The 14412-nt window shown below is 40.2% G+C and carries 11 protein-coding genes; 7 read left to right on the top strand and 4 right to left on the bottom strand.

Annotated features, from left to right (window positions below; all coding sequences use genetic code 11):
• Positions 1 to 3: 3 nt before the first annotated feature.
• The 3 genes from AADY36_RS04895 (at position 4) to AADY36_RS04885 (ending at position 4167) form a co-directional block, all read left to right on the top strand.
• Positions 4 to 381, top strand: coding sequence for a DP-EP family protein (locus AADY36_RS04895; protein WP_055022095.1), 378 nt, complete (start codon positions 4 to 6; stop codon positions 379 to 381).
• A 149-nt stretch (positions 382 to 530) separates the two neighbouring features.
• Positions 531 to 1511: a GGDEF domain-containing protein gene (locus AADY36_RS04890; protein ID WP_082423014.1), complete on the top strand. Its 981-nt coding sequence runs from the start codon at positions 531 to 533 to the stop codon at positions 1509 to 1511.
• Between the two features lie 136 nt (positions 1512 to 1647).
• Positions 1648 to 4167 (top strand): TonB-dependent receptor plug domain-containing protein, encoded by a 2520-nt coding sequence (locus AADY36_RS04885; protein ID WP_055022096.1) that lies wholly within the window; start codon positions 1648 to 1650, stop codon positions 4165 to 4167.
• A gap of 63 nt (positions 4168 to 4230) precedes the next feature.
• Here AADY36_RS04885 and AADY36_RS04880 read toward each other — a convergent pair whose 3' ends face one another.
• Positions 4231 to 5112 (bottom strand): dioxygenase family protein, encoded by an 882-nt coding sequence (locus tag AADY36_RS04880; RefSeq protein WP_082423015.1) that lies wholly within the window; start codon positions 5110 to 5112, stop codon positions 4231 to 4233.
• A gap of 231 nt (positions 5113 to 5343) precedes the next feature.
• Here AADY36_RS04880 and AADY36_RS04875 point away from each other — a divergent pair, with 231 nt between their 5' ends.
• From AADY36_RS04875 to AADY36_RS04865, 3 genes are read left to right on the top strand one after another with little or no spacing between them, the layout of a single operon-like run.
• Positions 5344 to 6861: an ATP-binding protein gene (locus tag AADY36_RS04875; protein WP_342408598.1), complete on the top strand. Its 1518-nt coding sequence runs from the start codon at positions 5344 to 5346 to the stop codon at positions 6859 to 6861.
• 1 nt (position 6862) lies between these two features.
• Complete coding sequence (locus AADY36_RS04870; protein ID WP_055022099.1) at positions 6863 to 7558, top strand: response regulator; 696 nt, start codon at positions 6863 to 6865, stop codon at positions 7556 to 7558.
• 59 nt (positions 7559 to 7617) lie between these two features.
• On the top strand, positions 7618 to 8166 hold the full coding sequence (locus AADY36_RS04865; protein WP_055022100.1) for a hypothetical protein: 549 nt from the start codon (positions 7618 to 7620) through the stop codon (positions 8164 to 8166).
• On the opposite strand, the gene AADY36_RS04860 is transcribed toward AADY36_RS04865, so the two are convergent.
• The 3 genes from AADY36_RS04860 to AADY36_RS04850 all read right to left on the bottom strand — a co-directional run bounded on the left by AADY36_RS04860 (position 8163) and on the right by AADY36_RS04850 (position 11380).
• Positions 8163 to 9068 carry a tetratricopeptide repeat protein gene (locus AADY36_RS04860; protein WP_054560665.1) on the bottom strand — a complete coding sequence of 302 codons (906 nt, stop codon included), beginning with the start codon at positions 9066 to 9068 and terminating at the stop codon, positions 8163 to 8165. The two genes, AADY36_RS04865 and AADY36_RS04860, sit on opposite strands and share 4 nt — an antisense overlap.
• 67 nt (positions 9069 to 9135) lie before the next feature.
• Positions 9136 to 9873, bottom strand: coding sequence for a hypothetical protein (locus AADY36_RS04855; RefSeq protein WP_342408597.1), 738 nt, complete (start codon positions 9871 to 9873; stop codon positions 9136 to 9138).
• Positions 9874 to 10027: 154 nt separating this feature from the next.
• A complete protein-coding gene (locus AADY36_RS04850) occupies positions 10028 to 11380 on the bottom strand; it encodes a magnesium transporter (RefSeq protein ID WP_342408596.1) in 1353 nt (450 codons plus the stop codon).
• A 240-nt stretch (positions 11381 to 11620) separates the two neighbouring features.
• Between AADY36_RS04850 and AADY36_RS04845 the strand changes: the two genes are divergently transcribed.
• The gene (locus AADY36_RS04845; protein WP_342408595.1) at positions 11621 to 14374 is read left to right on the top strand and encodes a cadherin-like domain-containing protein; all 2754 of its coding nucleotides are present in this window, start codon (positions 11621 to 11623) and stop codon (positions 14372 to 14374) included.
• The last annotated feature ends 38 nt before the right edge of the window (positions 14375 to 14412 follow it).

Genomic DNA, 14412 nt, shown 5'->3' with positions numbered 1-14412 from the left:
ACAATGAGCGAAAGTCAAACTTTCAACTTTACAGTGAATGTTAAACTTAACACTGAAAATGAAGCTTTATTCACATACTTCCAAGACGGTCAGCAAGTTTCTGGAGGCGGCACTGTCAATGAAAGAAACAGCCTAGGTATTTATACACTTGATGATGCAACAGTGGATGCAGGCTTTCAATTTACAGGTGCTAAATTTGCAAACCTTGAAGGTAATTGCGAGCAAGACTTTAGCTTTAAAGTCACTAACAATGGCCAAACAATTGAGATTGCCGATTCAGATGAAAATAGCGGTACTGCGTGTATGATTTTCATCGTAGAGTGCAATGGCACAAGCTATGAAAGTGCAGATCCACAAGTTGAGAACGAAAAAGAAAACTAAAAACCTCTCGTGAAAAGCTCCTTCTTAGGAGCTTTTTGCATTATAAAACAACAATTTAAAACCAGAAGATTACCGGAAGGTTAATTTGCACTTTTTTAAGTAACTTTATAGACACCAAAATCGTTTGCATCGGCAAAAAGGAAACGAACGTGTCTACTAATAAAAATGAACAACCAAGCACTGCAAAACCAGAAGCGAAAAACGCACTACCGCAGTCTATCAATTCAGAGCAACTTGCACTGATTGCCCAAATGTTTCAGAACATTCCTGAGGGAGTGTTTATCATTAATGGCCAAGGCACGTTTGAATTTGCAAACCCGATGGCGGCTCAGCTTTTAGGAGACAACCAAGAAGCGTTAATCGGGCAAAACATTTTACATTACCTACACGACACCGACCGTGATAAATATATGTATACTCTACTCAGTTGGTTAGACCATAAAGACTCGCCGATAAGCCTTGGTCCAAACGAAGTTAAAATAAACCGCGCCGACAGTAAAACCCTTGAGGCGGATTTATGTATATCGAGCCTGCCAAAAAACATTGCCGTTGCAGAAAATTTATTTATTTGTGTATTACACGATTTATCATCACACAAAGAACAATATAACCGCTTAATTAAACAGGCTACCACTGACCATTTAACCGGCCTTGCAAATAGATTAACTCTTGAGGAATCATTAAAAGAGCATTGGCAAGAAAGCGTACAAACAAACCAAGCCATTAGCACTATATTAATCGACATTGATTACTTTAAATTATTCAACGACCGATTTGGTCATGTAAAAGGCGATAAATGCTTACAAAAAGTAGCAAGTATAATCGCAGAATCACTCCCTTCTCGTGATTGTTTAGCAGCGCGTTATGGTGGTGAAGAATTCGCCATTATACTACCCCGCTGCCAAAAAGACACGGCCGCCGCTATTGCTAAGCATATTCAAATAAAAGTAAATAACATGCCATTTACTGATATAGGTTTACCAAGTGATTTTAGAATAAGTGTAAGCCAAGGAATTGCCTGTGAGTTTAATAATCAATACCGTACTTCAGAGGCATTAATTTGTGCAGCAGATACTGCTTTATACCGAGCAAAAACAGAGGGTAGAAATAAAATAAGCATTAGCGCTTAATCAAGTTAATATAATGTAAATATAGTGAGCTAAATAGCTTGTTAAGATAATCATATAGTATACTTTTATGTTATTTGTTTGTTCCTTTTTTATTGATAAACTGCGAAGCGAAATCAACGTCAGAAGGGATCCAACAATGACATTTTTTAAAAAAGTACCTTTGCAACTCGCAATTGCAAGTACACTCGCTACATCAGTGACTGCAATCGCTGCTGAGCAAACAACTGACAACACCGTTCAAGATGTTGAAGTTATTTCTGTTACAGGTACTCGCCGAAGCCTTCGTAGCATTTCTGAAAGTACCGTGCCTGTCGATTTATTAACAAGCCGCGATTTATCAAGCACAGGCCAGCTTGATATGAGCCAAGTATTGGCATCACAATTACCAAGCTTTAACTACCCGAGTGCCACCATTGCTGATGGCACTGACCACGCGAAACCGGCTGTTTTACGTGGCCTTGCCCCTGATCACACATTAGTTCTTATTAATGGTAAACGCCGCCATGCCGGTGCATTATTAAACTTAAATGGTACGGTTGGCCGTGGTTCAACGGCAGTGGATCTAAATAATATTCCTACTTCTGCAATTAAACGTGTTGAAATTCTGCGTGATGGCGCTGCAGCTCAATATGGTTCTGACGCGATTGCCGGTGTGATCAATATTGTATTAAAAGATGCCGATGAAGGCGGTAGCGTGAGCTACACATATGGTGAATACGACACACAAATGGCAGGCTCTCCTCAGCTACTAAACACCACAACCGATAGCGAAGGCAACTTAAGCTTTGAAACTGGCAGCGACCGTGAAGTAAACGACGGCATTACGCGTACAGCAAGTGCTAATGCGGGCTTTGCACTTGGCGATAATGGTTTTATTAACGTGTCGATTGAGTCACGTAATAACGAGCCAACAAATCGCTCTGGCTTTGATGCACGTGAGCAATATAGCCGTGATGAGAATGGAGATTTAGATTCACGTGAATTTGACTTTGACCGCTATAACCACCGCTTTGGTAAAGCCGATATCGAAGACTTCGCGCTTTTTTATAACCTAGGTTATGAGTTTGATAACTCGCTATCGCTTTACTCATTTGCAAGTTACTCAAACCGTAAAGGTAACTCAGGTGGTTTTTATCGTCGTGCCAAAGATTCTCGTAACTTAACTGAAGTGTACCCTGACGGTTTCTTACCGCAAATTGATACCGATGTAGATGATTACTCATTTGCAATTGGTCTAAATGGCGAAACCAATGATTGGGCTTGGGATGTAAGCACCAATTATGGTCGCAACGATTTTGGTATTGGCGTAAGCAACAGCTTAAATACCTCGATGGGTGTTAGCAGCCCAACAGAATTTGACGATGGCTCGCTTGTGTATGAACAATACCTAGTGAACATGGATGCTAGCAACACACTAGATTTAGGTTTACCTGATGATGTGTTTGTTACGATTGGTGCTGAGTATCGTCACGAAAACTACCAAATCAAAGCAGGTGAAACAGCCTCTTACCTCACTGTATTAGATGACGATGGCAACCCAGTTGCTGCCGGTGGCGCGCAAGTGTTACCTGGTTTCTCACCAGAAAGTGCAACAGATAAAAGCCGTCATAACATTGCGGTATTTGCAGAGTTTGATACTTACCTAACTACAGATTGGAACCTTGTTTTAGCAGGTCGTTTTGAAGATTACAGTGATTTTGGTAGTACCTTTACCTCTAAACTTGCTTCGCGTTACAGCATTAACGAGTCGCTGTCGCTACGTGGTGCAATTAGCACAGGTTTTAGAGCGCCTTCACTTGCCCAAACATCTTATAAATCAGTAAGCACTGTTTTTGAAAATGGTGTGCCAAATGAAGTGGGTTTATTCCCTGTTGATGAGCCAGCAGCGCAAGCACTGGGAGCTCGTGATTTAGACGCTGAAGAGTCAGTTAATATGACGGCGGGTTTCATCTTTACGCAAGGCGGCTTTAGCTTAACCCTTGATGCGTATCGCATTGAAATTGACGACCGTATCGTATTGTCTGAAAACTTAAGCGGCCCTGAAGTTGAAGCGATTTTAGCCGAAGCGGGCGAAGTAAATACGCAGCGCGTTCGTTACTTTACTAATGCCATTGATTCACGTACGCAAGGCGTTGATATTGTTGCGACCTACTCATTAGGTTTAGAAAACTATGGTGATTTACGCTTAAGTGCAGCGGTTAACTTTAACGACACCGAAGTGACACATGTTAAAGAAAACCCAGCAGAGCTAGAAGCCCTTGGCGATAGCTACGAGTATTTCTCTCGTCGTGAAATCACACGCTTTGAAAAAGGCACGCCAGCCGATAAATGGAACCTTTCTGCAACATGGGATTATGAAAACTTCCAAACGACATTACGGGCAACTCGTTATGGTGAAGTAGTTGACACTGCAAGCAGTGAAGATGGTGATGAAGTACTTGATGCTAAATGGATTGCTGACTTAGAAGTGGCTTACCGCCCTGATGAGCAGTGGAAGTTCGCATTAGGCGCCAACAACCTTTTTGATCAGTACCCTCAAGATACTGTAAGTAATATTGGTTACAGCGATTTCAACCAAATCTTCCCTTATAGTGGCTTTGCGCCATACAGCTTAGATGGCCGTTTTATTTACGGTAACATCACTTATAGCTTCTAAAAAAATAGGGCGTGAAAGCAGTAATTGCTAACACGCCCTAACCTACAATGATAAGTGAATAAATTAACTAATTTGAATAGTGTGATACGCCAATAAAGTGCCATCACTATTTTGTGCTGTGTTTAAAATAAACTGCTCATAATCACTACCAAACACGTTGTCGTTGCTAGCAAGGGTTGTATCTTGTTCACCACGTGATTTGTAATCGCTATGAGTGGTACAAATTTCTTTTGCAAACGCATCAGTAAAACAGAACTGACTGATTACATAGTCGTTATTGTTGTTTGCTACTTTAAAGTGAATATGAATAGTACGGCCAGAGTACCAACCTGGGAAATGCGTTTTAAAGTTCACACGACCACTACTATCTGTGATCAATGAACCACGATACCAGGTACTTGCCTCAGCTTCGGCATCGCCATCAGTACAGAAATCACCCGCAAAACGTGAGCTATCAGAGCTACTGCTAGTATCGCCCGAATAAATACCGCTGGTATCACAGTGCCAAACCGAGATTTCGTAATTTGCTAATGGGTTACAGTCGCTATCGATTAACTGTAAGCAAAGCATCATAGGTAAACCCGTTAGGCCATCAGAGATGTCTTCGTCTGAATCAGCTTGGAAGTAACACGGGCCTTCGGTTGTTGCTTGAGTCAGAGCTAACACACATGCGGTTGATGTTTCAAAAATGCTGTCATCAGGGAAGTCATCGGTAATAAGAGCTGTTGTGCCTGATACATAATCACTATCGTTCGTAGTTGTTGTATCGTCTGTATCAGTGCTGGTGTCTGTATCTGTTGATGTATCGGTGTCTGATGTTGTATCCGTTGATGATACTGTATCTGAGTTACAGCCTAAAAATGCCAACATAGGCACAGCAGCAACTGAAACACCTAATGTTTTAAGCATTTTTCTACGAGTATAAAGTTCAGGTTTTAAAGTCATCTTGTGCCCCTTCGCTAACATGAGTAATTAACGTCGAGTATAAAGAACAAATGTAGAGACTTTGTGTAGAAAAAATGGTGCTTTTATAGAGTGACTAGGATGCACATGCCAAAAAATAGACATTTATAGTATATTCATTTCTGGCTATTACATTTTACTATTACATCTATGAAGTTAATTCACAAACTCTTAATTACCAATCTTATCATTACGCTACTACTGGTGCTGACCATGTTTGGTCTAAATGCAATTTCCAATAAGCGTATGCTCAATAATGTGTTTGAAGATATAGATAACGAAGCATTTAACCGAATAGCCACTGAAATTAGCCTGCAGTATCAGCAAACGGGTTCGATTGGGATGTTTATCGATTCTAAAGCCCTGTGGTATGAGTTAATTAACCGTAATTTCCATTCAAGCCGTTTATTGTTTTCGCCCAATAGCCCAAAACCAGGAGAGCCCGGCCCTTTTCCATTAAATGGGCCTCCTGAAAAACGTATGCAAAATGAAGCGATGCCACCCCCCGATGACTTTGGGGTGCCACCATCGTTCGACCAGCCACCTGAATTTGACCCATCAAATGAGTTTAACGAGCCTGCTAACTTTGCTGACATGCATGAGTCGCCACCTCGCAATAAACCCATGCCTGATGACTTCATGCCCTTTGAAAAACGCCTAAGTTTGCTTGATGAAAAAGGCGAAATATTGATTGCAGGTAATACCGAAACTGAGGTCGTGAACGAGCAAGAAATCACCCACAATGGCGAGGTTGTTGCGGTGCTTCAGCTGCATGCTAACCGCAATCATGTTAGCGCGCTAACTCAGCATTACCTAAATACACAAATTAATATCAGTTTGTGGACAGCAGGGATTGGTTTATTAATTGCGTTATTGTTTAGTTACTTACTCGCACGTCATTTTACTAACCCTATTTCGCAGCTGAAAAAAGGCGCAAAAGCCCTTGCAGAACGCGAATTTGAGACCCAAATAACCGTCAACAGTAGTGATGAATTTGCGACCTTAGCAGATGATTTTAATCGTATTGCCACAGAGCTCAGACGCTTTGAGTCGCAGCAAAGCCAATGGCTCATGGATATTTCTCATGAGCTACGCACGCCTTTAACTATTTTAGAGGGTGAACTAGAGGCTATTAACGATGGCATTATCGAACCAAACCAAAAGGCAATAAGCTCACTGCAAGAAGAAGTGGCGCTGTTAAGCCGACTTGTGAACGACTTACATAAAGTTAGCTCACTCGACAGACACAGTTTTAACTATCATATGGAAACTATTGATTTTAATGCCTTGGTGGCCCTACAAGCGCATAAGTATGCGTTTAAATTTCAATCCAAAAACATCACGCTTAATGCCACCTTACCAGAGCAAACAGTGATGATCTTAGCCGACCAAAATCGTATTACACAAGTTCTACAAAACATTTTAGAAAATAATTTACGCTATACCGATGAACAGCAAAAAGTCTGGTTAGATTTAACCGTGTCTAATCATCATGTATTTTTGTCGATAGAAGATTCAGGCCCCGGTGTTCCTGATGAGGCTCTTGAAAAACTATTTGATCGTTTATATCGCACCGATAGCTCTCGTAACAGAAAAACCGGCGGTTTTGGCTTAGGCTTGGCGATTTGCCAAACAATTGTTGAAGCCCATCAAGGAAAAATAAATGCAACTAAAAGCCGTTTAGGCGGTCTGTGTTTAACGTTAAAACTCCCGCTTGCAGAGGCGCAATAATATGTCAGAAACCTTAGCTAAACAGCATATTCTCGTTATTGAAGACGAAGTTAAAATTGCCGAATTAATAGAAAAGTATTTATATCTTGAAGGGTTTAAAACAAGCCTAATTCACGATGGCAACTGCGCACTGGATGCTGTTAATGAGCTAAACCCTGATTTGATTATTCTCGATATCATGTTGCCAGGCACAAATGGTATTGAGTTGTGCAGCAAGATAAGACAATACAGTGATGTGCCTATTATTATGCTTACAGCACGGGTTGAAGAAATTGATCACTTAATTGGTTTTGATGTTGGTGCCGATGACTATGTTACTAAACCATTCAAACCAAAAGAGTTAATGGCGCGTGTGAAAGCTATTTTAAAACGACGCCGAATGCCAAGTAGCAAACCGAGTACATTCAAAGCGGGTAACATTATTGTTGATCCGAGCGAATACAAAGTATTGGTAAAAAATGAAGAACTGAAACTAACAATTAATGAATTTAGCTTGTTAAAAATATTAATTGCCTCACCTAATAAGGTTTTTTCACGCCAAGATTTACTAACCATGACTCAAGGTAAGTACTTTGAGAGCTACGAGCGCAGTATTGATTCGCACATTAAAAACTTGCGTAAAAAGCTGACTCAAGCCGATCCTGATAGTCATTACATTGAGTCAATTTATGGCGTGGGATATAAATTTAAAATTTAAACAACCTTTTTCACACTTGCGACGACTAACTAAATAACATAACCCATTAGGACATCATTATGAATTTAGTACGTATTAGCGTAAGTGCACTCTTAATCACGGCCACTACTGCTTGTATTGGCCTCTCTAATGCCAGCACAACAAACAACCAGGGTGATTATCGCGTTATCACTTTTAAAGACTGTAAAAAGGTAAGCGAAAGTCCCCTCAATAACGAGCAAATTGCAGCATACCTAGAGCTTGAGCGTGAACAAGTAAAACTTGAAGCACTTGAGCAACCAATTAATGACATAGAGCTACAAGTTACTGAGTACTCTGAGCAAATAGAAGCAATCACCGAAGAAGCAGTTGTTGAAGACGAGAACCACTTGCGAATTAATAAAAGTTTATTAAAAGAGCAAGATAAGTTGGCTAAAGAACTCAATAAACTTATGGCTGCTCATGATGCCGATTTTAAAGCTCTGGAACAGCAAGCAAAATTAATTGAACATGCTGCTAAGCAGTTTGATAAAACTATGAAGCCTTTGATGGAACAAGGTGAGTCAACCCATCTACAAATTTTAGCGCCGGGTGAAGCCGAAAAACCAGGGTGTTTTTACACTATCTAAAGCACGTTACCTAGGTGTGCATAAAGTTTCGCATGTGATTGGCGAATGTCTTCTTTATGCACTTGCTTAAACCATTTTAATGCTTGATCTTGCTTTCCTGCTTGCCAATTGATTTCAGCAAGACGTAACTTATATATAGCAATCATATTTCGATCTGAGTCTGAGTCCATGTACTTAAGAGACTGAATATATACAGCGTCAGCTTGCTCATAACTTGCCAGAAGTTGGTGGGTACGCGCTAAATTACCTAAAGCGACAGATATTTTGCGGTTATGGTTGGTTTTTAAAATCCAATCAGCAGCGGATTTTCGGCTTGCAAGTGCGCCGTCTACATCACCTAATGAGTGATAAACATTTGCTTTATTCGAAGCCAGTTCAAAGTGAAAAATGGGATCTTTGCTTTTACCAAAGCGTCGCTCTGCCCTATCAAGAATTTGCAATGCCGTTTCTTTGTTGCCAAACACGTATTGCAAATTAGCCAATTCGACCATACGCATAGGGTTACCAAAAGAGTCGAAGATTGCTTGCAGTTTTTCAAATGCTTTTGTGGCATATTTACGACCAGTTTCAAAGTCGCCTAAATAATGCATTGATTTAGCGTAATAAAAGTAAACTTGCACTTGGAAGACAACAGGCAATTCTTCACCGGTAATGAAAGGCTCAGTGCTATCTTTCAAGATTTGAAATTCCATTTTGTCGTAGAAATAATCAAACTGATAAGATTTAATCTCATACCAACGCGCAGAGCCAAGCTCACTGCTTGCTAGCTGTTGATTAATGTAATCTAAGCAACTAATTTGTGATTGTTGCTCACAAAACATCTCATGATCACTAAAGTTTTCAGAGGCATTGGCATTAAGGCTCGATAATCCTAACAATAACAAGGCTAACTTTTTCTTCATGCTCTATTTTCTCAGCGATAACTCACTCAGAAAACTAACAAAATTTAATGCTTTGTAACAGTATTTTTTAATTAAATTGATAAGTGTAACCCAGCACTAAATTTTGATCTGAGCCGTAATCACTGTCTTCTGTTGCAGCAAATAGCTTAAAACTTTGTTGTTTATCAAATTGATAACTTGCACCAATAGCGGCGAAATAACCTGAATAATCGTTAGAACCTACCGAATACGCTGCTGCAGTCATTAATGTCCATTTTTCGGATAATGGCTTTAAAGCAAACGCCCCCAAATAACCACCATCACTACTGTTTGGAATAAGCACCCAACCCTCAGGGCCAGGTATTTCTGATGTTAAACACGCACCTTGCCCTGCTAAACAAGCAATTTCACCATCAACATGGCTATAACCACCCATAGCGAAAATTTGCCAACCATAGGGCGCAATATCAAAGTAACTCAGTGGCATAAAGGTGCCAACACTATAGGTTGTACGCTCAGCTCCCTGATCATAACTTTGCTTACCAAAGTTAAAATTAACAATGCCAATATCAAATAGCCACGAGCCACCAACACGCCATTCATCGCCATTGGCACTCACACTGGCATTAAGCTTTTTAACTGCTCCCAAACTTAGCGAACCAGTGATCCTTAATTCATCTGAATAACTTGCACCAAACTGAGTGACGACCTTGGTGGGATCTTCGCTCAGCTTAGTTTGCTCACCAGTTGTAGTTTGCGCCGCTGATACATTAAACACTGAAATTACCGATAAAGCAGCGAGCGCACCTTTTTTACCTAATACCATATTAACGTCCTTTTAGCTTGACTGAGTCACAATTCATAATAACTGTGTATTAGGTAAAGAAAAGTGTTTATTTTATGTTCTTTTGAAAGTTTTCACTAGAGGGGATTGATTTGTAAAAGCTGGCTAAACACTACTTTAGCCAGCATCCGATCCCTTAAAGAAGGAGTAAACTACCTAAACCTAGGAAGGTAACAAAACCGACGATGTCGGTGACTGTGGTCAGGATCACAGAACCTGAAAGGGCTGGATCGATTTTAAGCTTATCTAAAATCGATGGGATCACCACCCCTGATAACGAAGCAGCAACCAAGTTAAGTAAAATAGCGATAGTAATTGTTAGACTTAACATGCCATCATTGAACCAAAAAAAAGTGAGTACACCAATCACAAAGGCCCAAACACAGCCATTTAACGCCCCCACTCTTAGCTCTTTTTTCAGCAGTGCTCTACGGTTGGAGTCGGTAACCTGACCGAGTGCTAAACCGCGCACAATAACCGTTAACGTTTGACTACCTGCAATACCACCCATTGAAGCGACAACCGGCATTAATACCGCCAGCGCAACCACTTGCTCGATAGTTGCACCAAACAAACCGATAAACCAAGAGGCCAAAAACGCCGTTGCTAGATTAATACCAAGCCAAATGCCGCGGTTTTTTGCCGATTTAGTGACGCTTGAGAACAGATCCTCGTCTTCACGAAGACCACCGGCTTTTGCAGCCGCTTCGTCGGTGACTTCTTGGCGCAATTCATAAGCTGATGACACTGACAATCGGCCTAATAGTTTGTTGTCGGCATTCACAACAGGCATCGCCATTTGCTCACTGTGAATAACCACTTCAGCAGCCTCATAAAGGTCATCATCAGCATGTAAAGCCGATACATCAAGGTTCGCGTAATCCAGTAGGCTGTCATTATCATTGGCTTTAAATAAAGCATTGATAGCCACTTCACCAATGAGAGTGCCCTTACGGCTGACTAGATAAATCACCTCGGTATATTGCGGTAAGCCTTTTTGAAAAATTTTACGCGCGCCTGCCACGGTGAGTTTTTCTGACACTTTTAAAGCATCAAAATCGAGCCAGTGACCTAACTGCTCTGGATTATATTGCTGTGCAAGGTCGTACTGTTTTGTTTGAACTTCATCAAGTTGTCTGCGTGCATAATCAACAAAGCGCTCAGGAATAATTTCTTCAAGTTCAAGTAACTCTTCTACGCTTACTTCGTCAAGTAGCTTAAAGCCTTCGGCTTCTACTAGGCTTTGCAATAGCCAACGACAGCTGTCGCCACCTAGGTTAATGAAGATTTCATGTTGTGTATCTTCATCGAGTAATTGCCAAATCTCTAAACGCTGTTCTTTAGGTAAGGCTTCAAACAATAACGATAAATGCTCAGTAGAAAGCTTTTCTTTAGCATCAGCAAGTAACTTATTTTTACGTGTTGTGGTATCACACTGAAGCAAGTCATCAATTAACTGGGGAAGTTGGTCAACAGGATACTCAATCATTTGAGACCTCGGTTAATTACATCAATAACAATAGTCTAACGCAGCTCGGGGAAAATAACTGCTCTGAAAAGGTATATTTTTCCTAACATGATATGAAGCCAACTTTTAAAGTGAATTAACATTTGAAATTTCTGTATATACTATGCTTGAACAAACAAAATACAATTAAGATCTATTCTCATTCGTATTTTGATGTTACTATCTCGCCAATTTCCAAAAATAATTAATGCGGGTTTCCATATGGGTAACAAAATAAAGTATTTATCATTAGCAGTGGCGCTAGCACTCACTGGGTGCGGTGGTTCAGATGGCGAAAAGGCTCCTCAGTTTACAAGCAGTAGCGCCTTTACCTTAAGCGAAGATAGCAGTCTTACCGGTCAACTAACTACCAGCGATGACGATTCAGTAAGCTATTCACTTGGCTCTGCAGCAAGTAACGGACTATTTTCATTAAATGCTGATGGCAGCTTTAGTTATACCCCAAAAGAAAATTTTGCAGGCCAAGACACGGTAACTGTTACTGCTACTGACGGTAACTTAAGCACAGATGCAGTGCTTACTTTTACGGTTAATAACGTTAACGATGCGCCAACACTTGCGAGTCAATCAATTTCTGTAACTACCTCGACTACAACAGAAGGTACATTAACTTTTAATGATGTCGACGGCGATACTGTAACTGTGTCTTTAGTATCACCTCCAGTCAACGGTACCCTAACTCTAGATGAGCAAACGGGGGCATTTACATTTACCGCAGAAACGCTATCAGAAATTAACGACAGTTTTGTTATTGAATTTACCGATGGCAATATCAGCTCGCCTATCAGCGCAACTATTGAATTAAAACCTTCGTATGTTACGAACGAGGATAAACTCAATTACTACTACAGCTCAGATAAATCGTATCTAAAACAAGCTGAGGCAATCGGCGAAAACATTAATGATGATGTTTATATGAGTGACGTTAATGCTGCTCTGGCAATTGGTTATCTATTAGCTGGTTTCGACCAAAAAGCGATCGAACACTTTGATAAAATCACAACATTAAGTGACAAAGCAAACGCATACCGATTAACCGCACAAAAATTTGATGCTCTAGGTGTTGCAGAACAAGCAGCCTCTTACCGAGACCTCGCAGTAACCACTTATAATCAATATATTGCAAGCATAGGTGTTGAGAACCTAACATCTAGCGACGCTGCATTTTATTCGTATATTGCTAATGAATATAAAGATTCTGGTGAATTTACTCGCGCCGCAGAGCTTTATAAAACATTAGAGTTGTACGCAGATAGCGTTAGGCAAGAGAACTACACAACAGTTTATGGTCGTTTATTAACAGCATTTAGCAACGCTTCTAGTTCTGCTGTAGAAAGGTATTTAGCAGAGCCAAACGAAACAAATAAAGCGCTCGCTTCTGAGATAATTAAAACGTACGGTGAAGCTATTACCAATACAGGCTACCAGTACGTTAGCAGTGGTGAATATAAAGGTGAAAAAACCGACAGATTGAAGTCTTATTATGTTCAAGGTGTTATTGAACTGTCGATGCAAGTTAATGATATTGAGACTGCTAAATATTACGCTAACTATGCATTATCACTATTTGGTCATACTGGTTTTGATAGCAGCTATTCATTTAGTGCAGCAACAAACTCTGCGGTAACACTTGCTACTTATCAATCACCTTTAGAAAAATTAACAGCCTATATTGGCAGTTTGTACGATATCGATTTTGCACAGAATCCTGCATTTAATTTAATTTCGACCGAAAAAGACCAAACTGATGCACGAGAGAAGTCTTATGCTTATCAAATTGCAAACAAAGTTATTGCTGGATTTAGCGTTGCAGATGCAATTGCAGATGCTAAAGATTACTTTATAGAACAAGATGATAATAACGTAACTAGCTTATATTGGGCTATGGCTGATGGTACAACCTCATCGGGTGCTGCCTCTATTGTTTATAGTTATGGCTACCCTGAGCTTGGTTTAGCGCTCTTAGACGAAGCAAGTAAAGTTATGTTTACCGAAGCCTATTTTGATCAACAGTCCTTCAGGAGCTCTCATCGTAGAACAGGTTGGCAGGGCTGTGCTCGCCATATTTCGCTTGATTTATTAATGGGCAGCGAAGAGCAAGCAAAAAGCCATGCCCTGCAATGTACTCAGTGGATGGAAGCAAATTCAGGAAAGCTATCTACAGAGCTCGATATTAAAGGTTATAGCGAATTAATTCGCACCTACAACATGGCAGGGATTAATGACAAAATACCTGAATTAGTAGCTAAAATGAAGGCTGAAATTGACAAGCTGGAAAATCCTGAAAGCAAAATCCCCCATTTAGTTTCTTACTTAGGTTACCTAAACGAAAATAACCTAACTGAGCTTGCAGTAGAATGGGTGCAAGAAGCCATTACCCTTGTTTCAAGCAATGCACAATTACTTGAATTTGAAGACTTTACTGACCTATTTGAAACACTTTATTTGACCCTAGTTAGTACAAAAGAAGTTGGTGATAAATATTTTGTACGCGATTCATTCTTTGTATCTCTAGCTAAGTACCAATCAAATAACGAACAGTATGCTGACATTTATCAATCGGTTCACAGCCAGCTTATTAGCATGCTAGATGAGTCAACCGAGTATTTATTAACTCAAGAAGATAAAGTTATTCAGGATAACGTAGAAACCTATGTATCTATGTATACTCGTTTAGGGCAATACAACAAAGCCGAGCAATTGATTAACTTAGATATAAATGCAGAGGCAGACAAATTAGCACTGTATGCTTTACAAGCATCTCTTGTAGCAACTAAAGATGATTTTCCGGGTAGCACAGTTGCAAGTGTTGATACTGATAACGATGGTAAACCAAACTTCTTCTTATCATCGGCAACACCTGACGCTATAAGCGACTCAGGGCTCACTGCTGATACCGATGCTGACAATGATGGTATTGAAGATAGTTTAGATACTACGCCATTAGGTGAGTAAATTATTGGCAAGTACATGTTTACATGTACTTGCCTACT

This window comes from Pseudoalteromonas sp. D15MCD-2, assembly GCF_038562745.1.
In the GTDB taxonomy this organism is placed as follows: Bacteria; Pseudomonadota; Gammaproteobacteria; order Enterobacterales; family Alteromonadaceae; genus Pseudoalteromonas.
Note: the sequence above shows the minus strand (reverse complement) of the source record. Positions and strands in the feature narration are given on the sequence as shown.

Coding starts and splice junctions, on each gene's coding strand:
- AADY36_RS04850 (WP_342408596.1), bottom strand. CDS start 11,380: ATGATTGAGTATCCTGTTGACCAACTTCCCCAGTTAATTGATGACTTG.
- AADY36_RS04845 (WP_342408595.1), top strand. CDS start 11,621: ATGGGTAACAAAATAAAGTATTTATCATTAGCAGTGGCGCTAGCACTC.
- AADY36_RS04870 (WP_055022099.1), top strand. CDS start 6,863: ATGTCAGAAACCTTAGCTAAACAGCATATTCTCGTTATTGAAGACGAA.
- AADY36_RS04860 (WP_054560665.1), bottom strand. CDS start 9,068: ATGAAGAAAAAGTTAGCCTTGTTATTGTTAGGATTATCGAGCCTTAAT.
- AADY36_RS04885 (WP_055022096.1), top strand. CDS start 1,648: ATGACATTTTTTAAAAAAGTACCTTTGCAACTCGCAATTGCAAGTACA.
- AADY36_RS04865 (WP_055022100.1), top strand. CDS start 7,618: ATGAATTTAGTACGTATTAGCGTAAGTGCACTCTTAATCACGGCCACT.
- AADY36_RS04855 (WP_342408597.1), bottom strand. CDS start 9,873: ATGGTATTAGGTAAAAAAGGTGCGCTCGCTGCTTTATCGGTAATTTCA.
- AADY36_RS04875 (WP_342408598.1), top strand. CDS start 5,344: ATGTTTGGTCTAAATGCAATTTCCAATAAGCGTATGCTCAATAATGTG.
- AADY36_RS04895 (WP_055022095.1), top strand. CDS start 4: ATGAGCGAAAGTCAAACTTTCAACTTTACAGTGAATGTTAAACTTAAC.
- AADY36_RS04880 (WP_082423015.1), bottom strand. CDS start 5,112: ATGACTTTAAAACCTGAACTTTATACTCGTAGAAAAATGCTTAAAACA.